This window comes from Selenomonas sp. CM52 (assembly GCF_000292955.1).
Taxonomy (GTDB): Bacteria; Bacillota; Negativicutes; order Selenomonadales; family Selenomonadaceae; genus Selenomonas.
Map to the genome: position 1 here is coordinate 40267 of NZ_ALNM01000012.1, position 25014 is coordinate 65280.

Sequence of the window (25014 nt, forward strand, 5' to 3'; positions counted from 1 at the left end):
CAAAAACTTCACCAACCGCGCAGCAGCTGCGCCATTTTTTCCTTCTTATCCAGTACTTCGGCGCAGGTGTCCCAGTTCGCTGTCACGGGAGGAGTCGTCTCGTACTTGATTGCAAACGGATTCTGCTGCGGCAGCGCATTGATACGCTCCATCGCTCGCTCGACATGATCGGTCGCAATATCGATCCACACATCTTCCAATGTATCGGGGATCTGTCCGAACATATCATAAATATCATTCAGACGGCGCGACAACACCCGATGCACCTTATCCTCCACAGAGTCTTTGTAGCGCAAATTATAAATACATACGGAGTCACTGATCTGACCGATTCTTTGTATACGTCCTTTCCGCTGTTCCAATCGCGTCGGATTCCAAGGCAGGTCAAGATTGATCAGCGTCGAGAGCGTCTGCAGATTCAGCCCCTCGCTGGCAGCATCCGTACCAACCAAGACCTTGAGTTTACGCGTCTGAACCAGTGCCTTGATCTCATCCTTCGCCAACCTATGAAAGATCCCATCCGTATAATAGCCGGACTGATCGCCACCGGCATAAAGTCCGATCATCATTCCCGGCAGATCCTTGGAAAGATTTTCCGCCAGATAGCTTGCACTGTCAAAATACTGTGAAAAGATGATACACCCACGGTCTTTCCATGGCGTACGATCCTCATGAACCCCCTCAGTCAATATTGCATGCACCCGTTGATATTTTGGGTCTTGATCCCGGTTCATTGCCAGCATTTGCACAAGTTCACGTAAGATTTCCGTCTCCTCTGCCGTCAGCTGCTTCACCTCACCAGCGTTATCTTCCTCCTCATCGTTCTCAAAGACGGTATCAAATTCCTCCGCCAGAATCTGCTTGCCCGCCTCTGTCCATGCCAGCATTTTTTTCGCCGTGTTCTCCCCTGCAAGCATGGTGCTGCCAATACGCTTCAGCAGCAGCGTAGACATAAAGCCCCCGCCTTTTACCCGCCGTGACAGCAGCATACAAAACTCCTGTGCCTTTTCATATGCCTGCCGCAGATACCCCTCGAGCGGCAGGGCATCCTGATTGCTTTCTCCATATAGAATCACAGCGATCTTTTTCAGATACGGTTCTCCGGTTTTCTCGTTGATCGTAGATTCCAGATACGCCCTTGTCCTACGCACAATATGTCGAATATACGGATTGTAGTTGCGGATAAAGTCATCCGTTACATACAGATCCCATATCTTGCGCTGCGTAGCGAGCCGTGCTTGCGTATATACCTCCGGAGAGAGGACAAAGGCCTCATCGTCGATATCCAGGTCATTCCGCAGACGGGTGATCCTGCCGGACGAAGCCCTCGGCGGGAACGGATTTCGCATGATGTCCCACATGGCGGTTTCGCTGTCCGGAGGCTCTATTTTAGCACAGACCATATCCAGCATCCGCTGCGGATGCTTATGCCATTCACTGTGCCTGTTCCCCATAACTTTCTCATTGGGAAGACTCAGAGCATTAATCAGATCGAATGCCTCAATCGTATTCACCTGCACCGGAGTCGCCGTTGCAAGCAGGAGACTTCTGGTTCTACTGCTGATTTCATTGATGAATTTCAGCAGGAAGTTCGGATCGGCTCGGTGCTGATCTGCATCTTTGTTCGGATTGCGTCTCCGCGCCCTGTGCGCTTCATCGAGAATGACACAGTCAAAACGCCCCTGCAAAAGGAGTTCTGCGCTCTCTGTGCCGCGCGCTACAAGCCCCTGTGAAATAATCCCGACTCTGCGCGGACATTTCAAAATCGAACGGCTTTCGCTTGCCGGATAGAAATAACCGGTCTCATCCTGCCAGCCTTTTCCCGTCCATACAGCACTTGGCATATCCAGCAGGGACTTCATCTCATCCTGCCATTGGAAAAGCAATGTTTTCGGAACAATGATCAAGACGGGATCGTCGCCACACAACGCCATCAGTTTGGCGGACATCGCCAGTTGAATGGTCTTGCCGAGCCCCACCTGATCTGCCAAAAGGAAGCGGGCGCCGCTGCTACTCTGATGTTCTCGAAAAGCCAGCTCCACAAAATACTTCTGATGCTCCCAGAGACCAAACTCCTTGCGAAATACCGGCTCCTCCACTGCTGCTGCAGGAAGCCGATCCCCCGCATGCTCACGCCAATGATGAAGGGGAACAATGCGTCTCCTGGAAATGCGTTCGATATCCGCAAGAACGAAGTCGCAGAGATTAACCGCATAGGGATTCTGCCAGAAGAAGTCAAACTCAGACTGCACCCAGTCAACCGCCTCGGCAGAGTCGTCCTCCCAAATCATCTCATAGTTCAAGCAAAAAGCGCTCTTCGTCTCGTTGATGCTCCCAATAAAGCTGGTTTTGCTTCCGTTACCATAGGTAATGACGCCCGCCTTGCCGTGTACGAGTCCATAGATTTCATCCGGAATCACACGGATCTGCATCTTGCCGTCGGAAAGCAGACGATGCAGCCGCACAAGCCGCGAAATTCCTGCTTCCGAGGAATATTTTTCCTCCGGCTCACAGGAACACCACTCCTGCTTCATCTTCTGTGCATGACAGGCTGCCTCCACATCTTCTTTTGACAGCCCTGCATTACAGATGACGCGCACAGTTCCGCTGACCGCTTCCATCGCCTCCCCGGCGACCTCCAAAATGGATGAGCAGAAATAGCCCGCAATCCTGTCATAGCTCTTCGCGTGGAGCAGTCTTTTATTCAAGAATGCCTCATCCAACTTTTCATGTCTGGAAGAATACCGCTTTATCATAGCGCCTCCCTTATACGCCGTCATGCGTAACTGCGGACAGGAGCAGCTCTGCCATCTCGGCACTCTCCGTCCAATGGGGATGCATATTTCCGCGATCTCTGACATCCACAAAGAACGCGAGGATCTTACGGATCATCTCCCGCCGCCCCCAGTAATCGGGCAGTTCATTTTTCATAAACCCGAGCGCTTTCTGCGGACTCATCTCCTCTTTGATACCTACATAGATTCCATGAAAAATTGTTCGCATCACGGAGTTTTCAAAATCCGGTACATCCCTGATCGTGCGTCCCGCCATTTCAAAGGGGGTCTTCAGCCTTGCGGCATTCGCGCGCTCGCTCGCCATCATCCGGCTGTATCCGCTGATCGAGAATCCCCGGGCGAATTCCTGATAGGCGCTGAGCTGGTACTCCCCGCGTTTCTCGCTTTCAAGCCCCTTGATATAGAACTTCTCCGCGTTCGTCATCTCTCTCCACAGAACGGCAGGGAACGCAGACGGAATCACGCAGTCAAACGCTATCTTCTTTGCATGCTCGATCATACGTACAATTTTGCTGGCACGCGGATTGGATATCGCCTGATTCAGCTCATACTCCAAGTCCAGATCCTCAATGGAGGCATACGCGGTCAGCACCTTCAGCGAGGCGGCGTAGGCAGCAAGCACATAGTCGGGATCGGCAAAGTTCGGCTCCTCCTTATCGTCCAGCACCTGCATACCGGCAATCTGACGCCTGACCTCCGCTTGGATATCCGCATTGATCTCATCGAGAAATGCGATATCGTCTCCGGTCTGCTTGCGCAGCACCAGAAGAACGGTTCCCTTGATATAGTTACCATTCTTCAGTCCACTCGCATCCGTCTCCGTCGCGATATTCCAGGCGGCTGTCACCTTAAGCCCCGCCTTCCACATGATAACGGCAAGCTGCGCCTAGACCGCAGGATCGGAGTGAGTGAACATCACAACCTGCATCCCGTTCTCGCTCATATGCACAGTCATGTTCTCATAAATCTCGATCATCGTCCGGCTGAAGTGTGCATCGCCACGCACCGCAAGAACACGCTTGCTGTCGGCATACCAATCCGGAAAAGACTGCATGAGGGGCTTCCGATCCCACGCAAGGAAGAATTCTGACAGTTCATGATAGTTGACGGCATCGGCATACGGTGGATCCGTGATCCAGATATCGCACATCCTCTTAACGACACGTGCATCGCAGGGCGCAATCTGATATGTGCTCTCCTTGCAGTACGGTATGCCCTCGAAATTCAGGAAATATATCCCTTTCAGCAGAGTAAGCCCTTGTGCGCCGTGATTCCACATCGTATTGAATGCCTGGTTGTAAAAGGTCTGCGCCATGGACTCCCTGGCCTGTCCGACGCCCCAACTGCACAGCGCACTGTTCCAGTTGCAGCAGCGGTTCAGCCCCAATACCGAGGCAGCAAGCTCCATATCATCGCCCGCAAGCTCAAACGCCGCCTTTTGGAGCAATCCGTGCAGCAGCAGCTGTCTCGGGTTGAACAGCTGCTGCCAGTATTTCCAACCACGCTCACGTAAAAGTCTTGCAGTCTCTAAGCCTTCCTCAATCTCCATAGAAGGGATAAAGCCTTGTGCCTGCCATGCGGCAATGTGTTTTCCAGAAATGACGCAATCTTATCTTCGTTTCTGCGCTCGCGTTCGCCGGGCGACTGATAGTAGCGTTTTCCATCTTCCTTGACATAGCGCACAGCATACAGACGCTCCTGAAACGTATCCTTTTCCCGTGCCGTGAACTCCGATTTATCCCATATACGCAGGCCACTTTGCGCGTTGCCCTCATTGTCCACAGTATCATGCCGAATTGCTGATATCGGGGTTCTCCTTCCGCAGTGCGGGCAGAGTAAATTGTTATCAGCAATCGTTGCAGCCTCCTTTGCCGCTTTCATCTCTGCCGCAGAAACATTCATTGAGACATGGAAATGATAAGAAGCATTTGCCTTATCATCTGCCAGAGAAACGACGCTTTTGGAGCCGCCTCCCAAAATCCAGCCGGGAGCCATAGGGATGCGGTATCCACACTCTGGGCATACCGTCTCCATGCAGTACAGATATGCGTCGGCACGATCTCCTGCGTCATTATGTTCAACGCCGAGTGCAGCAATCTGCTGATCTGCCTGCTTATAAACGTCTGCCTGAAAAAGCTTTATGCGTTCCCGCTTCTGCTGATCCGTTCCCAAAAGATCCAGAGACATCTTTGAAAGTAGGGCTGCCACGAGGTTCAGATCACTCCCATAGGCGTCACATCCGATGCGGGCAGCTTCAAAGGGAATCGAGCCGCCGCCACAGAAACAATCCCCTACGACAACTTTATGCCCATATTTCTGCAAGGAGAGCTGCTTCACCAGCTCCTGCAGCGAACGGGCAGATGTACCTAGATGATGGTTGATACGCACGTTCCGTATCTTCGAACTTTCTCATCTTATGCCAGCGCAGGGTCAGCGGCTTAGTCTCATCAAGCTTCTGCTGCGTTCCTGCATCGGTTGAGGTATCCATGGAGATATCCTTTGTATCGATCAGCTGATCGTCATAAAAGGTTGCTGCGCGAACAAATTTACAGTCATCTGGCAGGATGATCTCACCGTTATAAATACCGCCGCTTGTTTTTGGATCGCTGCCGTCGGTGGAATAACGCACCTCATATGCGCTATGTGCAGCAAGCTCCATCACACGTCCATTGGGAGTCATGCGTTGCCCATATCTGATTGGAACGCGCCCTAGGAACTCTGTCACAGCGCCGGTCTTACGCTCCCCCGTCGGATCGATGCAGATAAATCGCAGGCTGACTTCCTTCGTAGTAAATACGTCCGCATCCACTTCGGTTGATGCCTCCGTGGGGTCGGCACCAATGTCATAGTAAACACGCCCGCCAACGCCATGGACGCGCAGCGTAAATTCCTGCCGGCCTTCATCATACCTTGTCTGAGATACGGTAACGCTGGTCGGGTCTTTCTCAAAAGGACCACGAACCAAATATCCACCGATTTCTCTCCATTTGTCTTTTTTTAGGCAATCGTCACGTAGGCTCCCCAGTTGATCCGGATGATACCACTGCCAGGATGTTTCGCTTGCTGCCCGACTGACAATCTGACTGTACGCCATTTCCTTCGTTGTGAAAAGACGAGACTCGCATTTCTTGCGCAGGGTCTCCATAAAGGAATCATCCTTCGAGAACGGCTCGTACTTCATGCCCTCTTTCAGGACTGCGATGATCTGTTCTTCTCCATCGAATTTATTGCCCTTGAACTCCAGCCTAAAATCCGAAGAAACAATACCGTTCTTTGTCGGATAATGCAGTGTAATAAAGGTCTCACGGATCGCGGAAAGAAGTGCCTGCAAAGTCTTGTCGCACTGTGTCTCCGCTTCCTTGTATTGCTGATCGGCCGCTGAAACGCCCTCGCTCTTCAGCGTGTCCAAGATGGACTGAATGGCTTTCAACTTCTTGCAGTTCAAATAGAGCTTATCCATAAAGCTTCGGTCGCCGGAGAGGAACATCACCCTGTTTTTATACGAGGATTCTCTGTAAAACTCCTCCAAATCCGGATGCAGTTTGTTCCCGATATACGGCTCAAAAACAACGAGAGAAATTTTGTTCTCGTCCAGTTCGATTTCATCAATCGCCGGCAGAACAAAGAGCTGCTCATAGCAAATTTTCATCCGAGGGGTAAAGTTTTCTGTCAGCAGTCGTTTCAATTCTTTGCGCGCATTCTCATTGGTATACGCATCCACAAGCGTATTCATTTCCGCTACCATGTTCTTAGTGTTTTGGAAATAGAGCCGCCCGCGGTTATCTGTTTTCATATACCAGCAGAGCGTTTTTAGCTCTTCCAGAGCTGTTTTCATGCTGCTGATATCAATATCGGGTGCGCTGATATAGCCCAATGCGTCCGCCTCTGTCAGCCCCAGTATACTGTGCGTCGCCGTAGAAAGGGATGAAACCAGCAGCATCTTGGCCATCTGCTGCGCATAGTCCGCCCCATCGCTGCGCTCCGCGTCAATGTTTTCGGCAACAGAAAGATGGTTCTGTGCGATGTCATGGCTGATGGCATCTTCCAGAGACGGCTTGATCTGGCGGAACATCGCCATCAGATTGGACTTGTTCAGATTTACGTCGTATACGTTAATGAGATAGGTATGATCCGCTTTTCCGCTTTCGTAAATCTCACGAACAATCTGCCGCATCAGCTTGATCAGCCCGCGGGTTTGCTGGAAGTTCTGATTCTCCTTAAATCGCGCATAGAGTTCCTTGATGGACGGATGAAATAGATAAGCATCCACAATTCCCTGATACACAGCTTCTCCGGTGTATGCGGTAAAGCCTAATTTCTTTGCAGTCGCAACAGCATCCTTATACGCCATTGCAATCCTATTTTTTTCGTAGTCAAAATCGGCCTTATCAGTGATCGCCTCAAACAAACGTTTACGAAGAATGGCGTAGATCTCATCGCTGTTCAAGGCGACCGGTGCAATCTCGATTGCAATGCGTTTTGCTTCCTGCTCGAGTTCTCTGAAGCTGGACTGCAAAAGCTCGCTGCCGGACTCGTACGCAGCCTTCAGATCGGAAAAGACAAGGCAGACGTCGTTCAGCTGCTCTTTGCCCAAGGCGCTGAACAAATTTGCCAACGCCGTCATCGTAACCTTGCTCAGATCGGAATTTCCAACCGTTATCGACTTCGCATTTTCCAGATAGGGTGGAAGCTCGTCGAGCAAGATCAAGGTCTTTTCGCCCTTTAGCAAATTAATCCATGCACTCTCACCCGGCGCCCGCAGAGGCGTATAGTATCCACTGAACACGTCCTTTTTCCCAAGCTGTTCGGCAATGCTGCCCCAGATACCGAAATCGGCATTTTCTCTGCCGGAAAAACTGACGACCTTAATGTTGCCAATTCCCGCATACGCATCTCCCAAGACCTTAACGCGCAGAGCTTCATCTCTCACCAGCAAAGCAAGTGCCAACATACTGTGCGTCTTTCCGCCCCCCATCGCCTGCGTTAGTTTGACGACGCCGGTATCCGATTCCCCTCGAAAGCGTTTGAAGGCAGCATCAAAGAGCATAGTCATTCCCTGCGTTTTAAAATTCTCCGCAAAGAATTTGTCTTGATCAATACGACCTTCCGCAAAATCGGAAAGGTTCAAAACATCATCCCGAACGCTGTCCGAAAAGACCGATGCGCGCGGTTTCAGCATATCCCGTATATTTTTCATTTCGTTCTTCCCCATCTCTTACAATATAGACGGCAGGATCGTATGGGACTCATCACCAGCGACGATATCCTTTGCTTACTATAACACAACAATGAGAATTATTGACGAGCTCCATTATGCACGGCAGAAAGTACCCCTCAAAAATACTTTAGCAGAGAATTAGACTCTAAAAGTCGCAACCTTTCTTGTAAATCAAAAGAAAGGAGTCCTCTGCCAGCAAAAAGAATCGTCGTCGACAGACCGAACGAAGAATATTTCCCGTCGTCTTTCAAAAGAACGTCGCCGCCACAAAATTCGTGAGGTTTGCCAGCGGCTCGGGATAGACGCCGAGGGCAAGCGTCAGGGCGACGCTCACGAGGACGCAGGCGCGAAGTGCGCCGGAAACCTTCACGGGGGCTTTCGGGCCTTCGCCGAGGTACATCGCCTTGACGACGAGCAGGTAGTAGTAGACAGAGATCATCGACATGATGAAGCCGACGAAGGCGAGCCACAGGCCGCCCTGATCGGCGACCGCCGTGAAGAGGTAGAGCTTCCCGGCGAAGCCCGCCGTCGGCGGGATGCCCGCCATCGAGAGCAGCGAGATCGTCATGACGGCGGCGAGGACGGGCGCAGTTCTCGCGAGTCCCGCGACGTTCGCCATGTCGGGCTTGCCGCGCTGCGCCTCGACGGCGGTCAGCACGGCGAAAGCGCCGATGTTCGCAAAGGCGTAGAGCGCGAGGTAGAAGAGCAGCGCCTTCATGCCCGCCGCATCCGCCGCGACGACGCCGACGAGCATGTAGCCGACCTGCGCGATAGAAGAATATGCGAGCATGCGCTTCACGTCGTCCTGCACGATCGCCATGACGTTGCCGCCGACCATCGAGACGGCGGCGAGAATGGCCAAAAGCGAGAGCCACATGCCGCCCAACGGAGGAAATACCGCCAAGACAAGGCGCAGGAGAACGGCGAAAGCCGCCGCCTTCGACCCCATGGCGAGGAGCGCGGCGACAGGCGCGGGCGCTCCCTCGTAGACGTCGGGCGCCCACATGTGGAACGGTATCATCGACAGCTTGAAGAAGATGCCGGCAAAGACGAGCGCCATGCCGACGATGCCGAGCGGCGTGAAGAGCTGCGGGCTGCTCACGACCGCCGCAAAGCGCAGGCTGCCCGCCGCGCCGTAGATGAAGCTGACGCCGAAGAAGAGGATCGCGGACGCTGCCGCGCCCAAGACGAGGTACTTGATCGCCGCCTCGCTCGAAAGCGCATCGCGCTGGCGGAGTCCGACGAACACATAGAAGGAGATCGTCATAAGCTCCAGCCCGATGTAAAGCGTGAGGAAGTCGTTCGCCGAAGCCATGACGCACATGCCGAGCACGGCGAAGACGAGGATCGCGTAGAACTCCGCACGAGAGCGCAGAAGCCTTTCGACATAGTCGCTCGAAAAGAGCACGACGAGCGCTGCGCTCAAAATGAAGAGCTGCTTGAAGAAGACGGCGTAATTGTCCACGACGTAAAGCCCCGCGTAGAAGGACGCCGCCTCGCCGCCCCGATAAAAGGAAAAGCCGTAGGCGAAGAGCGCGAGAAGGGCGACGACCGAGATCGCCGCGAGACTCGTGCGCGATTCCTTCTTCGGCAGCAGCACGCCCATCGCCAGGAAGAGCAGGGCGAGCGCAAGAAGACCAAGCTCCATGCCGATTGCTGAAAAATCCATGCTCAGTCCCCCCCTAAAAAGAAGCCGATCCGGCTCAACTGGTCAAGCATTGGCTGCAAAGGCTCCGTCCCCGTCGAAATCAGCCCCAGGAGGAGATGCGGGAACACGCCGAAGCCCACGAGAGCGACGCCCAAGAGCACGAGCGGCACAAGCTCCGCGCCGCGCATGTCGCGGTACGCGTCGAACTTCTTGTCCGCCGGGCCGAAGAGCACCTTGGCGAGAAGCCGCAGCACATAGAGCGCCGTGAAGATGATGCCGGCGATGGCGAGCACCGCGAGAATCGGGAACTCGGCGAATACGCCGACGAAGATCGTGAACTCCGGCACGAAGCCGATGAGTCCCGGCAGTCCCAGGGACGCCATGCCCGCGAGCATGAAACCCGTCGCAAGGCGCGGCATCTGGTAGGCAAGCCCCTTGAGATCATCAACCGTGCGAAGATGCGTCTTTTCATAGATGAAGCCGATCATCGCGAAGAAGAGCGCGCTCATCACGCCGTGCGCCACCATGTTGGCAACCGCGCCCGAGACGCTGACGACATTCAGTGCCGCGAAGCCCAAGAGCACATAGCCCATGTGCGACACCGACGAGTAGCCGACGACGTACTTCAAATCCTTCTGCACGAGTGCGATGTAAGCGGCGTAGAGCACGTTGCACATAGCGAGGAACGCGATCAAGGGCGCCCAGAACTTCGCGCCCAAAGGCAGCACGAGAAGCCCGATGCGGATGAGGCCGTAGCCGCCGATCTTCTTCAGAACGCCCGCATGGATCATCGACACCGCCGTCGGTGCGCCCGCGTAGCCGTCGGGCGACCAGCTGTGGAACGGGAACATGGAAAGCAGCGAGCCGAAGCCGATGAGGAGCAGGAGGAACGCGCCGATCTGGAAGCCCGGGCTGAAGTGTCCTCCTTGCGCCGCGAGCGCGAGCATCTGCATGTCGAACGTGCGGCTTCCTGCGGGGAACGCCGTGAGGTAGAGCCAGACGACGCCGACGAGCAAAAATGCCGAGCCGAGCAGCAGGTAGATCGTGAGCTTCATGCCCGCGTATTCCTTCGTCACGCGCTTCGTCGAGCCGAAGAGAATGACGAGAATGTAGATCGGGATGACGACGACCTCGTAGCACAAGAGGAAGATGAAGAGATCGTTGGCGACGAAGGTGCCCGTGACGCCTGCGATCAAGATGAGCAGCAGGATGAAGAACTCCTTCGAGCGCTCCTCGACATGCCACGAGGAAAAGACCGCCGACACGCCGATCAGCTCCGTCAAGAGGAGCAGCGGCAAGGAGATGCCGTCGACGCCGAGCGCGTAGGAAACGCCGAGATCGGTGATCCACGGCACGCGCTCCGTATACTGCATGCCGCCCGCCGCGAGGTCATAGCCGAAGTACGCCCAAACGGAAAGAGCGAACGAGAACGCCATGGCGGCAGCCGCCACGATGCGGATGGCGGAGCGCGACTCGCGGTTCAAGAAGCAAAGGAGAAGCGCCGCCGCCAAAGGCGTGAGCAGGATGACCGACAAAACGGGAAAGTCCATCAGAAGCCACCTCCCACGAAAGCTGTGCCGCCCGCACAGTAAACACCCAGAAGCGCGAGCAGGACAGCGCCGACGATGACGACCGTCGCATAGAACTGCGTCTGCCCCGTCTCAAAGAAGGAGAGGACGCCGCTCAAGAGGCGTACAAAAAGCGCGAGAAGGTTCACGATGCCGTCGACGATGTAGATGTCGATCCAGTAGAAGACCCTGCCGCAGCCGTCGACGAAGACCTTGCGAAGCCCCGCATAAATCTCGTCGATGTAGTATTTGTGATAGCTGAGCGTGTAGAAAATGCCGAGCCGTTCTGCGATTGCATCGGCAGAAACGGCCTTCTTCACATAGACGAGGTAGGCGATGGCGAGCGCGAGGAGCGTCAAAATGGTCGATACGCCGGCGACCGTCGGATCGATCGCGCCCTCGTGCGCGTACCCGAAGTAGACCCACGAGCCGAAGCCCCACGCATGCCCCAGAAAGCCGCTGACGACGGCGAGCGCCGCGAGGATGAGGAGCGGCAAGCGCATCCACCAGCCAGCTTCGTGCGCGTGGTACGCCGTGCCCGTGCGGCAGTCGCCGAGGAAGGCGACGAAGAGCAGCCGCGCCATGTAGAGCGCCGTCATGAAAGCTGTGACGGTCGCGAGGACGTAGAGCGGCGTCGAGACTTCCGCCGCCGCAAAGAGGATCTCATCCTTCGAGAAGAAGCCCGCGAAAGGCGGCAGTCCTGCGATCGCAAGAACGCCGATCGTCATCACGGCGAACGTCCACGGCATCTTCTTCCAAAGCCCGCCCATGCGGAAGATGTCCGCCTCGTCGGCGAGCGCGTGCATGACAGCGCCCGCCGAGAGGAACAGGAGCGCCTTGAAGAAGGCGTGCGTCATGAGATGGAACATCGAGGCCGTCAGTGAGCCGACGCCGAGCGCGAGCATCATGTAGCCGAGCTGGCTGACCGTCGAATAGGCGAGGATGCGCTTGATCTCGCGCTGCGTCAAGGCGATGCTCGCGGCGAAGATCGCCGTGAAACCGCCGACCCAGGCGATCAAATCCATGAGGAAGGGCGACGCCGCGAAGATGAAATAGGAACGCGCGACGAGGTAGACGCCCGCGACGACCATCGTCGCCGCATGAATGAGCGCGGAGACGGGCGTCGGGCCTTCCATCGCGTCGGGCAGCCAGACGTGCAGCGGGAATTGGCCCGATTTTCCAATCGGCCCGATGAAGATAAGGAAGCCCGCGACGGTCAAGAATACCGTGCCGAGCGTCAAGACCTCAAGCGGCACGAGCATGCGCAGGTTCAAAAAGTCGAGCGTGCCGAAGTGAATCTGCAAGAGCAGGATGCCGAGGAGCAGACCGAAGTCGCCGACGCGCGTCGTGATGAACGCCTTCTTCGCGGCCTCCCGCGCCGATACGCGCTGATAGTAGAAACCGATCAGAAGGTACGAACAGAGTCCGACGCCCTCCCAGAAGACGTAGAGCTGCAGGAAGTTCGACGCGAGCACGAGCCCGAGCATCGACGCGACAAAGAGCGAGATGAACGAGAAGAAGCGCCCCATGCCGGGATCGTCCTTCATGTAGCCGACGGAATAGATGGCGACGCAAAGCGATACCGTCGTGACGACGAAGAGCATCATCGCCGTGATGGGATCGACGAGGACGCCCATCTCCAGGACGAGGCTGCCGACCGTCATCCAAGCGGTCTTCGCGACATACGGCGCTTCTACCGTGATCGGCGTGGAGAGAACCTCGGCGATCACGCCGCCTGAGAGCGCGAAGCTCGCGGCGATTGCGGCCACGACGAGCGCCGCCGCAAGGCGCCCCAGGGCGCGCAGAAAGCCCGCGAGGACGAAGGCAATTCCCGGCAGGAGCGGTATGAGCCACGCATGGTGCAGGGCGAAAGAGGAAAACATCATGCCACCCCCTAGCCTTTCATGCGCTGCAGCGCATCGAGTGAAATCGTATGACTGTCATGGTAGATGCGGAACGCGAGCGCAAGCCCCACGGCGATTTCCGCCGCACCGACCATCAGAGAGAAGATGGCCAGAAGCTGCCCTTCGAGCGCATCGACCGGCAGGAAGCGATTGAAGGCGACGAGATTGAGATTCGCCGCGTTCAGCATCAGCTCGATGCTCATGAGCACGACGATGAGGTTTCTCTTTTGGATGAGGCCAAAGAGGCCGATGGAAAAGAGGATTGCCGCCAGTATGAGATAATGCAGGAGTCCTACGCTCATTGTCCTTCCTCCTTTGCCAAAACAATCGCGCCGACGAGAGCCGCCAGAAGGAGCGTCGCCGCCAGCTCGAACGTTATCGCATACTCGCCGAGCATGAGGTCGGCAAGCTTTTCAATCGAGTTGCCGACAGGCGCTTCCATGACCTCCGCGAACGGCGTCACATAGATGGCAGAGAATACAACGGCGAAGAAGAGAGCGGCGGCGACGGGCGCGGCGAACCATCGCGCATTGTCGGGACTCGTCTCCTCGCCCGGCGCATGGCGCGTGAGCATGACGCCCAAGACGATGAGCACGGCGACGCCGCCCGCGTAGATCATGAGCTGTGCCGCACCGAGGAAGTCCGCGCCGAGTTGGAAGTAGAGGCACGCGACGCCGATAAACGTGACGGTCAGGAGGAGCGCTGCATGGACGAGCTTCTTCGCGAGCACCACGCCGAGCGCGCCCGCGAGCGTGACGGCCGCCAAGAGATAAAAGGCGCCTGCATTCAGGAAATCACTCATGCGGCTCGCCCCCCTCCTTCTTTTTCTCCCTTTCTTCCGCCACCGCATCGTACTTCAAATCCTCCTTGAAGTACGTCGCAATCGCAAAATTCTTGTTCCAAGTAATCGCCTGCGTCGGGCAAACCTCGACGCATATCCCGCAATAGATGCAGCGTCCGATGTCATGCCAGTACTCCGCCATGTGGCGCTTCTTCGCCTCGTCCGTCACGATATGAAGGTCGAGCGCCTTGTTCGGACAGCTCGTCGCACATAGGCGGCACGAGATGCACTTTTCCGTCTCCATCGCCAGATGTCCGCCGCGAAAGCGCTCGGTCATCGGAATCTTTTCCTCGGGATAGGAAACGGTCTCTTTCTTGCCCCAGAAGTGACCCCATGTCACGTCGAGGCCCTTGATCAATCCTTTGCCCCACAAAGTTCCTCACTCCTTTCGCCGAAACGCTTCCTAAAACATCTGCCAGAGCATCATGCCGACGCCCGTCAAGAGGACGTTGAGCATCGCCGCAGGCAGGAGAAGCTTCCAGCCGAAGGCGATCTGATGGTCGATGCGAAAGCGCGGGAACGTCCAGCCGACCCATTGGAAGATGACGACCATGAGAACCGCCTTGAGGAAGAACCAGAAGATGCCCGGCAGAAAAGCCGGCCCCTGCCAGCCGCCCAAGAAGAGCGTCGTCACGAGAATCGCGATGGAAAGGAGATTCGCGAACTCCGCGAGGAAAAACAGCGCCCAGCGCATGCCGCTGTACTCCGTGAATGGGCCGGCGATGATCTCCGACTCGCCCTCAAGGATGTTGAACGGCGGACGATTGCTCTCAGCGATCATGCAGATGAAGACGATGAGGAACGCGAGCGGCTGTTTGAAGATGTACCAGCAGTCCGCCTGCGCCTCGACGATGCGGCTCATATCGAGAGAGCCCGTGAGCATGACGACGCCCATGAGCGCGAAGCCGAGCGGCAGTTCGTACGTCAGAAGCTGCGCGACGGCACGCATCGAGCCGATGAGGCCATACTTGCTGTTCGACGCGAAGCCGCCCATGAAGAACGGCAGAACCGCCTGCGCCGAGATGGCGAGCAGGAGGAACAGCCCGATGTTCACATCGGCGAAGACGACGCCCGCATCGAACGGATAGAAGGCGTAAATCAAGGCCGCCGGCACGAAGACGAGGATCGGCGACAGACTCCAGACGATGCGGTCGGCGCCGTCCGGCATGATGTCCTCCTTGCTGAGGAGCTTCATGGCGTCCGCCACGGGCTGCAGGAGTCCTCCCGGCCCCACGCGGTTCGGCCCAAAGCGCACCTGGATGAAGGCACAGACCTTGCGCTCGCCGAAGGTGAATACGAGAGCCGCCGTCATGACGATTGCAAGAAGGACGGCGATGCCGAGAAGCGTCATGACGACCTCGGCGAGGAAAGCGTCGCCGAGCGCCCCCGTCAGGAAGAGCCGCAGTTCGTTGATATAGGAATAGACGATGCCCGTTTCCATCTTTGCACCCCCTAGCAGTCGACCTCGCCCATCAGCGGGTCGAGCGTCGAATAGACGACAACGGAGTCGGCGATCAGCGTGCCGCGGCACAGGGAATCGAGCGCCTGCAAGTTCACGAAGGACGGCCGGCGGATATGTACGCGGTAAGGCTTCGCCGTGCCGTCGCTCACGATGTAGAAGCCCAGCTCGCCGCGCGTGTTCTCGACGCGGTGGTAGACCGATCCTTTCGGCGGGCGAAGATTCGGCGATACTTTCTTCTTGAACTCCCCTGCAGGCATATCCTTCAGCGCTTGGCGGATGATCTTCGCGCTCTCGCCCATCTCCTTGAGACGCACCTCATAGCGATCCCAGTCGTCGCCGATCGTGCCGACGGGCACCTCGAAGTCGAGATGGTCATAGACACAGTACGGTTCGACGCGGCGGATGTCGTAGGCGACGCCCGTCGCACGCAGGTTCGCACCCGACAGCGACAAGGACTTCGCCTCCTCCGCCGTCATGGGCGAGACGCCCTTCATGCGCGCATAGAAGATTTCGTTGCCCGTGATGAGATTGTCGTATTCTTCGAGCATTTCGGGCACATAGTCGAGAAATTCCAACGTCTTCTTGATGAATTCGTCCGTCGCATCATAGGAGACGCCGCCCAAGCGGATGTAGCTCGTCGACATGCGTGCACCGCAGAGGAGATCGAAGAGGTCGAGCACCTTCTCGCGGTCACGGAACGCATAGATGAAGGCCGTCGCCGCGCCGAGATCATTGAGAAGCGTGCCGATGAAGACGAGATGACTCGCGATGCGGTTCAATTCCGCCGCGATGACGCGCAGATACTCGGCGCGAAGCGGCACGCGGATGCCCGCGAGCTTCTCCACCGCCGTACACCATGCGAGGTTGTTGTTCATCGCCGAAACGTAGTCGAGCTTGTCCGTATAGGGCAGGCTCTGCGCATATGTGCGTGACTCCATGAGCTTTTCAATGCCGCGATGGATGTAGCCGACAATCGGCTTCGCGCGCTCGATGCGCTCGCCTGAAAGCTCGAGTTCGACCTGCAGCACGCCATGCGTGCTCGGGTGCTGCGGCCCCATGTTCAGGATGTAGGTGCTTTTTCCAGCCATACGAGCTTTCCTCCCTCCAATTTCGGCACAGGCGCGACGAAATCCTTGCGCAGAGGATGCGCGGGATAGTTGTCGGGCATGAGAATTCTTCGAAGATCGGGATGACCCAAGAACTCCACGCCCATGAGGTCGTAGACCTCGCGCTCCTCGAACTCTGCCCCCGGATACAGCAATGTCGCCGACTCGATGACGGGCGCGGCGCTGTCGAGCGCGACTTTCATCTCGAGTTTTACATTCTCTTCCATATTGTAGAGATGATAGACCATCTCGATATGATCTTTCCAGTCGACCGCCGTGAGATTGCCGAGGCGGTCGAAGCCCTCCCTCTCCTTGAGAGCGCGCAGTACGGTGGGAAAGTCCGCCGCCGTGACGATGAGCGCAGGCTCTTGCGCTTCCGCGTCGAACGTCGCTTTGGGGAAGATCTCGACAATCTTTGTCAGTCGCTCCTTGGAAAAATACCGCGTCCTCATCGCGCTTCACCTCCCGCTCGCTTCGCAAGATCGGGATGCTGAATCTTGTCGCGCAGCTTCATCATCGCGTCGATCAGCGCCTCAGGACGCGGCGGGCAGCCCGGCAGATAGATGTCTACAGGAAGCACTTCATCGAGGCACTTGACCGTCGAGTAGGTATCTGTGAAAGGCCCGCCATTAAGGTTGCAGTTGCCCATCGCGATGACGTACTTCGGCTCGGGCATCTCCTCGTAGAGACGGATGAGAGCCGGCGCCATCTTCCACGACAGCGTGCCCGCGACGATCAGGAGGTCGGCCTGGCGTGGACAGGCGCGGAAGACCTCGTAGCCAAAGCGCGCGAGGTCGAAGCGCGCCGCCGCCGTCGCCATCATCTCGATGCCGCAGCACGCAAGCCCCGAGGCCAGCGGCCAGATCGAGCGCGAGCGCGCCCACTTGAACACCGCATCGACCGAAGTCACGATCACATTCTCCCGGAGCGCGGCAGGAACGACGTCCACTACTTCCATGCGAGATCCCCCTTCCTCCATGCATACCAAAGACCAAGTGCCAAGATTCCAAGAAAGACAAACATTTCCAAAAATGCGAAAAGTCCGAGCCGATTGAACGACACCGCCCACGGATAGAGAAACACCGCCTCGACGTCGAAGAGGAGGAACGCGAGCGCGTAGCGGAAGTAGCCGACGTGGTACTGCACATCGCTCGATCCGACCGTATCGACGCCGCACTCATACGGCTTCTGCTTCTCCGGCGTCGGCTGGCGCGGCTGCAGGATGCGCGCGGGCGCGAGAACCAGGAAAGGAAAAATAAGCACCACGACGAAAAAGAGCCCGAGTCCGCCAAATTCTCCCATAGAAACTCCCCCTTTTTATTGATAAATATTGGTTATATCATAATGGCTCGTGATAACTATTAGTATAGGATTTATGAGGAATATTGTCAAGAGAAGCATTACGGCGATTCTTCCTTCGCCGTCTCTTTATCCTCTCCCTCCTGGCTGGCATAGCCAATTACATAAGAAAACGGCTCGATGGGAGGAACGACAGCAACGAGCCTGGGCACTAGCCCCTGTCTTATGAGAAAAGCCCCCGACTCCAACTCGGGGGCTTTTCATGTACCGATGGTGACACGACTTACATTTGCTACGTATAGACAGCATATTCACACCGCTATGCGCAAGATGCCTCACACGGCATGCAGATCTATTCTCTTTGCTTATCGTTTGACTTCCGCCCGCTTGAATACCCGCAACCATGCAGTACCCCATATATTCAAGCAGGGCTTTTGGCATGTTCCCTCATCTCCTTGCGCCAGTCATCCCATATAATGGATTCATTGTCCTGAAGAAATTTCTCTATGACGAGCAAATCATCTTCCGAAAAGCCAAAGGATTTCTCACAGGCGACATCGGGAAGCCGCCACTCGGAAAAAGCGTTGTCATCGTCCCCCCGCTCAACACGAATCGCAAGATTGTCCCCCCCGTCACGATCATCATATTGTTTCGTTATATAAAACGACCATGGCACTTCATTTTTATAGAGTCGGCTGTACAACATGAGGATTCTCCTTTCCGCATCACGCCAAATCTCTTCCAAAATTATATAAAAAATCTCTCTCGCATGCAAGGGAACGGCAATCAACGCCTTGCGCCTTCACACCTTATCCCGCCGCATCATCTCCAACACCTCGCCGAGCCTTTTCGCCACATCCTGCGCTTCGATCGCCTTCATGCAGGCGTTCGTGCCCGAGGGACAACGCGTCTTGCAGCACGGGGCGCACGGGTACGGCGACTCGATGAAGAAGTTGCGTCCGTGCAGAGGGCCGTAGATCGTCGGACGCGTCGGCCCCCAGAGGCTCAGCGTCGGCAGGCCGACGGCGGCGGCGATGTGCAGGGGACCAGTGTCGGGGCACAGGAGGAGCGTCGCTTCTTTCATCAGCGCCGCCGTCTCAAGGAGGCTCGTCTCACCTGCGACGGAGACAGCTTTGCCGCGCCATGATGCTTCAAGCGTCTTCCTCGCTTCCTCTATGACGGGGCGATCGGCGCCGCTTCCTAAAAAGACGATCTGCACATCTTCCGGAAGAGCAGCGAGCGCGGCGCAGAAGCGCTCGGGCGGCCACTCCTTGCTCTGCCACGTCGTGCAAAGGCTCACGAGCAAGATCGGGCGATCGGGCGCGATGGCGCGTGCGGCGAAAAAGGGCGCGGCGAATCCCGCGAGCGCAGCAGGAAGCTGAAGCGCGATGCGCGTTTCCTCATGCGCGAGGCCGAGCGGTGCAAGGGAAGCGAGGTAGCGGCGCACCTTGTGCGGCTCCGCCATCTTCGGCGCCTTCTCCGTCATGAGGAAGCCCGCGCCCTCGTGACGCTCGCGCACGCCAATGCGGCGCGGCGCACCCGAAAGACGCGCGAGAATGCCCGTCAAGAGGAGATCCTGCACGTCGAGCGCGATGTCAAAGCGGCGCGGCACGAGAAGCGCGCGAGCCTCACGGAGCAGGCGAAAAGCCTCCAGAAAGCGCCCGTGCGCCACGGCGCGGTCGAAGGGCCTTCTATCCCAGACGAGCAGCTCGTCGATCTCAGGGCATGCGGCGAGAAGTTCGTCGGCGGGAGGACTCGCGAGCCACGCGATATGCGCCGCAGGCAGCGCACGGCGAAGCGCACGCGCAACGGGCGTCGCATGAAGCACGTCGCCGATGGCGCTCAAGCGTATGATGAGGATGCGTGCGCGGGATAGATCCATGATGTTCCTCCTGCCTCGCTGAACATACGTTCAAAGAAGTCTGCGGCAAAGTTTACGGCGGCGATTGCGTCTGCTATAATGAAAAGATATGATAGGCCGCCCCAGCGGATGTACGGCGGCTTCCTTCCATTCTTCAATAAACCATTCTCGTTTTCTATATTACCATGAAACCCCAAGAGGTCAAGCCCAAAGGGCGCAGACCGATTGGCCAGGTTTCTGTAAGGGCGGCGCACTTTTGTCCACAAAGTGGACGTTTGTGCGTGTAGCTTACCATGAGGCCCCAAGAGGTCGAGCCGAAGGCGCAGACCGATTGGCCAGGCTTCTGTAAGGGCATGTAGCTTACCGTAGACGTGCGCCGTGCGCAAAGGAGAGATCGTCTTGCTCAAAGACTCTGCCATACATGAGCTGTCCAACGATATGTCATACCGCAAAGGCTGCCGCTACTTCAAGGACGGGCGCGTGGCGAAGCTCCTGCGCCGCCCCGGCACCTCCATCTACGTCGCGACCGTCGAAGGCTCGGAGGACTACGAGGTGCGCGTGCGCCTCGACAAGACGGGCGAGAAAATCGAGGCCTACGACTGCACATGCCCCGCTGCCGCCCTCTACGACGGCGCCTGCAAGCATGTCGTCGCACTCTTGAAGGTCATACAGGCAGGCCAGCTCGAAGAAGAAGGCGAGAGCGCCGCCACATCCGGGCCGTACCGAAAACCCACGGGACGCCTCTTCGACTGCTTCGCACGCGCCAAGAAGCACGCGCATCTGAACGCACCGAAGAAACTTCTGCCCGCCGCCCTTCGCGAGGCGCCCATCTTCCTTGAGCCGCACTTCTTCTTCGAGCGCCACTACGGCCGCTCCAACTGCTGGCTGGAGTTTCGCATCGGACGAGAGCGGCTCTACGTCATGCGCAGCATGCAGGAATTCATGCGCTCCTTCCTCGCTGGAACACCCATCGAATTCGGCAAGAAACTGACTGTCGATCCGCAGACAGCGGCTTTCGCGCCCGGCATCTCGACGATGCTCTGGCGCTTCCTGCTCGACCTCTGGAAGGATGAAGTGAGCAGCCTCTACTACGGCGGCGCATACGGCGCGCGCCTGAGCGGAACCATCTTCGAAGGCAAGGCGGTCAAGCTCACGCCGAGCGCACTCGTGCGCTTCCTCTCGCTCATGCAGGAAGCCAATGCCCCCTTTCAAGCAAGGACGGACATACACGAGGAGCGTACCGTCGAGATCGTCGAGGGAACACCCGCCCTCGAATTGGGACTTGCCGAGAGGTCGGGCAGCGGCCGCCTCATGATGATGACGGACGAGGTCTGCTATCTGGACGACGACGCGCACTTCCTGCTCGTCGAAGATACGATCTACCATGTACCGCCCTCCTTCTCCGCCGCCCTGCACCCGCTGCTCGAAGCCTTCGGCTCCTCGCGCTCGCTCTCCATCTCCGCGCAGGACATCCCCGCCTTCTTCAGCACAATCCTGCCCGAGATCGAGAAGGTCGCCGAAGTCGAGATCGCGCCCGCCTTCGCCGAACGCTACGAGATCATGCCGCTTTCCGCCGCCGTCTACCTCGACTACTACGGGGACGGCATCGCCGCGCGTCTCGAATTTCACTACGATGAAATGAAGTTCAACCCGCTCGCGGGCAAAGCGCCACAGGAAGCGCCTAGCGGCCGCCGCCTCATCCGCGATGCGGCGGGCGAGGCGGCGATCTTCGCCTTCTTCGACACCTATGACTTCCTGCCCAAGGATGGCCGCTTCGTGCAGAGTGACGAGGCGCAGAGCTTCCTCTTCCTCGACGAAGCCTTGCCCGAGCTTTCCAAGATCACCGACGTCTACTACGCCGACGCCTTCCACGAAAAGCCCGTGCGCCGCATGCCCTCCGTGACGATCGGCGTCTCGGTCAACGACGAAAACCTCCTCGATGTGACCTTTGACGCGGCGCATATCGACTTTGCCGAGCTCATCGGCGTGCTGCGCTCGTACCGCGAGAAGAGGGTCTACCACAGGCTCAAGGACGGCACCTTCGTGACGCTCGGCGACCAGCAGCTCGCAGGTCTCGCCGACTTCATCGAGAGCACCGGCATCAAGAAGGCGATCGACGTGCAGAACATCCGCCTGCCGCTTCGCCAAGCGCTCTACCTAGACGCGCTCGCCAAGGAGGACAAGAGCATCCGCCTCGCGCGAAGCAAGCGTTTCAAGAGCATCGTGCGCGACATCAAGAACCCCGTCGATGCCGACATCGAGCCGCCCGAAACGCTCAAGGGCGTGCTGCGCGACTACCAGCAGACGGGCTTCTCGTGGCTCTCGACGCTCGCCGCCTATCGCTTGGGCGGCATCCTCGCCGACGACATGGGACTCGGCAAGACCCTGCAGGTCATCGCCTTTTTGCTCGCGCACCGCGAGGAAGGGAGGCCGCCCGCCCTCGTCGTCGCGCCGACGTCTTTGATGTACAACTGGCTCGAAGAGATCGAAAAGTTCGCGCCCGAGCTCAAGGCTTCCATCGTCGCCGGCACAAAGGCGGAACGCGAGGCGGCTCTTTCGCCCGCTCTGAAGGACGCCGACGTCATCATCACGACGTACCACATGCTGCGCCGTGACATCGACCTCTACGAGAAGGAGCATTTCAGCCATATCTTCCTCGACGAGGCGCAGCAGATCAAGAACCCTGCGACCCAGGCAGCAAAGGCGGTAAAAAAGCTCCGGGCGGATGCCGCCTTCGCTCTGACAGGCACGCCGATCGAGAACAGTCTGACCGAACTGTGGTCGATCTTCGACTTCCTCATGCCCGGCTACCTCAAGAGCCGCAGGCATTTCCAATCGCAGTTCGAGACGCCCATCGTACGCGCCAAAGATCCGCACGCGAGCGCCGATCTCCTGCGCTACATCTCGCCTTTCATCCTGCGCCGCCTCAAGAAGGACGTGCTCGAAGAACTTCCCGACAAGGTCGAGCGCAAGATGACGAACGAGATGACGGACGAGCAGCGGAAGGTCTATCACGCATGGTTCGTGCAGGCGAAGAAGGAGTTCGCCGCCGAACTCAAGGCGCACGGCTTCGGCGAATCGCGCATCAAGATCCTCGCGATTCTCACGCGCCTTCGCCAGATCGCCTGCGATCCTGCGCTCTTCCTCGAAGATTACACGGGCGGCTCGGGCAAGCTCGACATGCTCGAAGAAGTCGTCGCCGACGCCGTCGCCGCCGGACACCGCATCCTCATCTTCTCGCAGTTCACGACGATGCTCAGCCACATCGCCGCGCGCCTCGGCGTCATGAATCTCAGCTATGCCTACCTCGACGGCTCGACGCCCGCCCTTGAGCGCATGCGCCGCGTGCGCGACTTCAACGCAGGCGCAGAGCCGCTCTTCCTCATCTCGCTCAAAGCGGGCGGCACGGGGCTGAACCTCACGGGCGCCGACATGGTCATACACTACGACCCGTGGTGGAATCCCGCCGTCGAAGATCAGGCGACCGACCGCGCCTACCGCATCGGTCAGAAAAACAACGTGCAGGTGCTGAAATTCATCACGAAGGACACGATCGAAGAAAAGATCTACGAATTGCAGGAAAAGAAGAAGGCGCTGATCGACCAGATGATCCAGCCCGGCGAGAACTTCCTCTCAAAGCTGTCGGAGGAGGAAATCACCGCCCTTTTCCAATAAAATGAATCGGGAAAGCCGAAAAGCCTCTCCGATTTCCCTTTTCCCGCACAACGCACAGGGAGGCGAATAAAATGCAGCGCACGATTCTTCACGTCGATATGGACGCCTTCTTCGCCGCCGTCGAGCAGCGTGAGCACCCCGAATACAGAGGAAAGCCCGTCATCGTCGGCGGGCTTTCTTCGCGCGGCGTCGTCGCGACCGCCTCCTACGAAGCGCGCCGAAGCGGCGTACACTCGGCCATGCCTATGGAGACGGCGCGCCGCCGCTGTCCCGACGGGATCTTCGTACAGGGAAACTACGCGCTCTATCGCGCCGTCTCCGCCGAAATCTTCGCCATCTTCTCGCGCTACTCGCCGCTCGTCGAGCCGCTTTCCATCGACGAAGCCTTCCTCGACGTCACGGGCATGGGGCTTCTCGCGCCCAGCCCGCGCGTCCTCGCCCAAAGACTCAAGGCGGAAATCCGCGAAAAAACCGCACTCGTCGCCTCCGTCGGCATCGCGCCGAACAAGTTCCTCGCCAAGCTCGCGAGCGACCTCGAAAAGCCCGACGGACTCGTCGAGATTCGCGCAGAAGACGCCGTCCGACGCATCGCACCGCTTCCCGTGCGCCGCCTCTGGGGCGTCGGCAGGCGCACGGAAGAAAAACTCCTCGCGCAGGGCATCAAGACCATCGGCGAGGTGCAAAAAGCCGACGAGAAGAAGCTCGCACGCAGCCTTGGCAGACGCGCGGCGCATGCCTTGAAGGAACTTTCCTTCGGGCGCGACGAGCGGCGCGTCGAGCCTGACCGCGAGGCGAAATCCATCGGCAAGGAAGTGACCTTCGAGCGCGACCTCGAAAGCGCTGAAGAAGCCGAGCGCGAGCTTCTCTCGCTCGCCGAAAAGGTCGGCTGGCGGCTGCGCCTCGCAGGCGTCGCCGCACGCACGATCCAGCTCAAGGTGCGCCGCGCCGACTTCACGACCTTCACGCGCAGCCGCACGCTCTTTGAGGCAACTGCGCACGACGAGCCGATCTTCCGGACGGCGCGCGACCTCTTCCGCGAGCTTGGCATCAAGAGCGGCATTCGCCTCCTCGGCGTCACGGGCGAAAACTTCGAGCCGAGCGCCCTGCCATCGCTCTTTCGCGACGAAAAAAAAGAGCGCCTCTACGGCGCAATCGACGCACTGAAAAAGCGCTTCGGTGAAAGCATCATCACCAAAGCGCCGCTCATCGACAAAAATCCGCAGAAAGAGTAGATGCCCGCACCAACGTCCGCTTCGCGGCCATTGTGCATCGCTCTTAGCAAAACCTCGCAAATTATCCTACACCTTCAGCTCGACCTCCTGGGGATTCGCGCTAAGCTACACAAAAAAGCATAGAGCCTGTAAAGCATCCGACTGGAAAGGCTGCTTTACAGACTCCACACAAGGCGAAAAGAGACCACCAGCCATTAAATCTTCTAGCGACCCCTTTTCAAAGCAGATGTCCAAAATGTCGTTTGCTTTATATGTCTAAAACCTGCGACTCGCAGGTGGGCATCTTGAGTCTTGTTTCTGCTATTCGCTCGAAGGCGATCCAGCATCCGCAAGCCTAGCCGGATTCCCTTAGAAAACTGTAGGTTAGACATAATGAAAAGCTCACGTGCACCTCAGGCAACTTCT

General features: G+C 57.5%; 20 protein-coding genes and 1 other RNA gene. 2 read left to right on the forward strand and 19 right to left on the reverse strand.

Annotated features, from left to right (window positions below):
• Positions 1-8: 8 nt before the first annotated feature.
• From HMPREF1153_RS02145 to HMPREF1153_RS02220, 18 genes are all read right to left on the reverse strand, one after another.
• Entirely contained in the window at positions 9-2756 is a 2748-nt protein-coding gene (locus tag HMPREF1153_RS02145) for a phospholipase D-like domain-containing anti-phage protein (protein WP_009645251.1), read from the reverse strand.
• 10 nt (positions 2757-2766) lie between these two features.
• Entirely contained in the window at positions 2767-3642 is an 876-nt protein-coding gene (locus tag HMPREF1153_RS12060; protein WP_009645339.1) for a hypothetical protein, read from the reverse strand.
• A gap of 39 nt (positions 3643-3681) precedes the next feature.
• Positions 3682-4344 carry a hypothetical protein gene (locus HMPREF1153_RS12065; protein ID WP_009645407.1) on the reverse strand — a complete coding sequence of 221 codons (663 nt, stop codon included), beginning with the start codon at positions 4342-4344 and terminating at the stop codon, positions 3682-3684.
• Positions 4323-5132 (reverse strand): hypothetical protein, encoded by an 810-nt coding sequence (locus tag HMPREF1153_RS12070; RefSeq protein ID WP_156810530.1) that lies wholly within the window; start codon positions 5130-5132, stop codon positions 4323-4325. Before HMPREF1153_RS12070 ends, HMPREF1153_RS12065 begins: the two co-directional genes overlap by 22 nt.
• Positions 5098-7974 carry a DUF499 domain-containing protein gene (locus HMPREF1153_RS02155; RefSeq protein WP_198003306.1) on the reverse strand — a complete coding sequence of 959 codons (2877 nt, stop codon included), beginning with the start codon at positions 7972-7974 and terminating at the stop codon, positions 5098-5100. The genes HMPREF1153_RS12070 and HMPREF1153_RS02155 overlap by 35 nt, the downstream gene beginning before the upstream one ends.
• 286 nt (positions 7975-8260) lie before the next feature.
• The gene (locus HMPREF1153_RS02160; protein ID WP_009645330.1) at positions 8261-9682 is read right to left on the reverse strand and encodes an NADH-quinone oxidoreductase subunit N; all 1422 of its coding nucleotides are present in this window, start codon (positions 9680-9682) and stop codon (positions 8261-8263) included.
• Positions 9683-9684: 2 nt separating this feature from the next.
• Positions 9685-11211: a complex I subunit 4 family protein gene (locus HMPREF1153_RS02165; RefSeq protein ID WP_009645360.1), complete on the reverse strand. Its 1527-nt coding sequence runs from the start codon at positions 11209-11211 to the stop codon at positions 9685-9687.
• The gene (nuoL, locus tag HMPREF1153_RS02170) at positions 11211-13112 is read right to left on the reverse strand and encodes an NADH-quinone oxidoreductase subunit L (protein WP_037369520.1); all 1902 of its coding nucleotides are present in this window, start codon (positions 13110-13112) and stop codon (positions 11211-11213) included. Before nuoL ends, HMPREF1153_RS02165 begins: the two co-directional genes overlap by 1 nt.
• Before the next feature lie 11 nt (positions 13113-13123).
• Positions 13124-13435 carry an NADH-quinone oxidoreductase subunit NuoK gene (gene nuoK / locus HMPREF1153_RS02175; protein ID WP_009645291.1) on the reverse strand — a complete coding sequence of 104 codons (312 nt, stop codon included), beginning with the start codon at positions 13433-13435 and terminating at the stop codon, positions 13124-13126.
• Positions 13432-13935: an NADH-quinone oxidoreductase subunit J family protein gene (locus HMPREF1153_RS02180; protein ID WP_009645280.1), complete on the reverse strand. Its 504-nt coding sequence runs from the start codon at positions 13933-13935 to the stop codon at positions 13432-13434. The genes nuoK and HMPREF1153_RS02180 overlap by 4 nt, the downstream gene beginning before the upstream one ends.
• Positions 13928-14347 (reverse strand): 4Fe-4S dicluster domain-containing protein, encoded by a 420-nt coding sequence (locus HMPREF1153_RS02185; RefSeq protein WP_009645311.1) that lies wholly within the window; start codon positions 14345-14347, stop codon positions 13928-13930. Before HMPREF1153_RS02185 ends, HMPREF1153_RS02180 begins: the two co-directional genes overlap by 8 nt.
• Positions 14348-14377: 30 nt before the next feature.
• The gene (gene nuoH / locus HMPREF1153_RS02190; RefSeq protein WP_009645390.1) at positions 14378-15415 is read right to left on the reverse strand and encodes an NADH-quinone oxidoreductase subunit NuoH; all 1038 of its coding nucleotides are present in this window, start codon (positions 15413-15415) and stop codon (positions 14378-14380) included.
• Between the two features lie 11 nt (positions 15416-15426).
• Positions 15427-16524 carry an NADH-quinone oxidoreductase subunit D gene (locus HMPREF1153_RS02195; protein WP_009645320.1) on the reverse strand — a complete coding sequence of 366 codons (1098 nt, stop codon included), beginning with the start codon at positions 16522-16524 and terminating at the stop codon, positions 15427-15429.
• On the reverse strand, positions 16497-16994 hold the full coding sequence (locus HMPREF1153_RS02200) for an NADH-quinone oxidoreductase subunit C (RefSeq protein WP_009645414.1): 498 nt from the start codon (positions 16992-16994) through the stop codon (positions 16497-16499). Before HMPREF1153_RS02200 ends, HMPREF1153_RS02195 begins: the two co-directional genes overlap by 28 nt.
• The gene (locus HMPREF1153_RS02205; RefSeq protein ID WP_009645382.1) at positions 16991-17500 is read right to left on the reverse strand and encodes an NADH-quinone oxidoreductase subunit B; all 510 of its coding nucleotides are present in this window, start codon (positions 17498-17500) and stop codon (positions 16991-16993) included. The genes HMPREF1153_RS02200 and HMPREF1153_RS02205 overlap by 4 nt, the downstream gene beginning before the upstream one ends.
• Positions 17491-17844 carry an NADH-quinone oxidoreductase subunit A gene (locus HMPREF1153_RS02210; RefSeq protein ID WP_009645273.1) on the reverse strand — a complete coding sequence of 118 codons (354 nt, stop codon included), beginning with the start codon at positions 17842-17844 and terminating at the stop codon, positions 17491-17493. The genes HMPREF1153_RS02205 and HMPREF1153_RS02210 overlap by 10 nt, the downstream gene beginning before the upstream one ends.
• Before the next feature lie 418 nt (positions 17845-18262).
• Positions 18263-18586, reverse strand: a complete 324-nt coding sequence (locus HMPREF1153_RS02215) for a hypothetical protein (protein WP_156810531.1) — start codon at positions 18584-18586, stop codon at positions 18263-18265.
• A 57-nt stretch (positions 18587-18643) separates the two neighbouring features.
• Positions 18644-19723 (reverse strand): glycosyltransferase family 9 protein, encoded by a 1080-nt coding sequence (locus HMPREF1153_RS02220; RefSeq protein ID WP_009645260.1) that lies wholly within the window; start codon positions 19721-19723, stop codon positions 18644-18646.
• Between the two features lie 378 nt (positions 19724-20101).
• On the opposite strand from HMPREF1153_RS02220, the gene HMPREF1153_RS02225 reads away from it, so the two are divergent.
• On the forward strand, positions 20102-23377 hold the full coding sequence (locus tag HMPREF1153_RS02225) for a DEAD/DEAH box helicase (RefSeq protein ID WP_009645283.1): 3276 nt from the start codon (positions 20102-20104) through the stop codon (positions 23375-23377).
• Between the two features lie 71 nt (positions 23378-23448).
• Positions 23449-24609, forward strand: a complete 1161-nt coding sequence (locus HMPREF1153_RS02230; protein WP_009645248.1) for a DNA polymerase IV — start codon at positions 23449-23451, stop codon at positions 24607-24609.
• Between the two features lie 223 nt (positions 24610-24832).
• Here HMPREF1153_RS02230 and ssrS read toward each other — a convergent pair.
• A non-coding RNA gene (gene ssrS, locus HMPREF1153_RS12215) (6S RNA) lies at positions 24833-25011 on the reverse strand.
• Positions 25012-25014: the final 3 nt, after the last annotated feature.

Bases quoted from the DNA above. Each gene is read 5' to 3' on its own strand.
- HMPREF1153_RS02145 (WP_009645251.1), bottom strand. From the start codon at position 2,756: ATGATAAAGCGGTATTCTTCCAGACATGAAAAGTTGGATGAGGCATTC.
- HMPREF1153_RS02180 (WP_009645280.1), bottom strand. From the start codon at position 13,935: ATGAGTGATTTCCTGAATGCAGGCGCCTTTTATCTCTTGGCGGCCGTC.
- nuoH (WP_009645390.1), bottom strand. From the start codon at position 15,415: ATGGAAACGGGCATCGTCTATTCCTATATCAACGAACTGCGGCTCTTC.
- HMPREF1153_RS02160 (WP_009645330.1), bottom strand. From the start codon at position 9,682: ATGGATTTTTCAGCAATCGGCATGGAGCTTGGTCTTCTTGCGCTCGCC.
- HMPREF1153_RS02210 (WP_009645273.1), bottom strand. From the start codon at position 17,844: ATGGGAGAATTTGGCGGACTCGGGCTCTTTTTCGTCGTGGTGCTTATT.
- HMPREF1153_RS02195 (WP_009645320.1), bottom strand. From the start codon at position 16,524: ATGGCTGGAAAAAGCACCTACATCCTGAACATGGGGCCGCAGCACCCG.
- HMPREF1153_RS02205 (WP_009645382.1), bottom strand. From the start codon at position 17,500: ATGGAAGTAGTGGACGTCGTTCCTGCCGCGCTCCGGGAGAATGTGATC.
- nuoL (WP_037369520.1), bottom strand. From the start codon at position 13,112: ATGTTTTCCTCTTTCGCCCTGCACCATGCGTGGCTCATACCGCTCCTG.
- HMPREF1153_RS02220 (WP_009645260.1), bottom strand. From the start codon at position 19,723: ATGGATCTATCCCGCGCACGCATCCTCATCATACGCTTGAGCGCCATC.
- nuoK (WP_009645291.1), bottom strand. From the start codon at position 13,435: ATGAGCGTAGGACTCCTGCATTATCTCATACTGGCGGCAATCCTCTTT.
- HMPREF1153_RS12065 (WP_009645407.1), bottom strand. From the start codon at position 4,344: ATGGAGATTGAGGAAGGCTTAGAGACTGCAAGACTTTTACGTGAGCGT.
- HMPREF1153_RS02200 (WP_009645414.1), bottom strand. From the start codon at position 16,994: ATGAGGACGCGGTATTTTTCCAAGGAGCGACTGACAAAGATTGTCGAG.
- HMPREF1153_RS02165 (WP_009645360.1), bottom strand. From the start codon at position 11,211: ATGGACTTTCCCGTTTTGTCGGTCATCCTGCTCACGCCTTTGGCGGCG.
- HMPREF1153_RS02230 (WP_009645248.1), top strand. From the start codon at position 23,449: ATGCAGCGCACGATTCTTCACGTCGATATGGACGCCTTCTTCGCCGCC.
- HMPREF1153_RS02155 (WP_198003306.1), bottom strand. From the start codon at position 7,974: ATGCTGAAACCGCGCGCATCGGTCTTTTCGGACAGCGTTCGGGATGAT.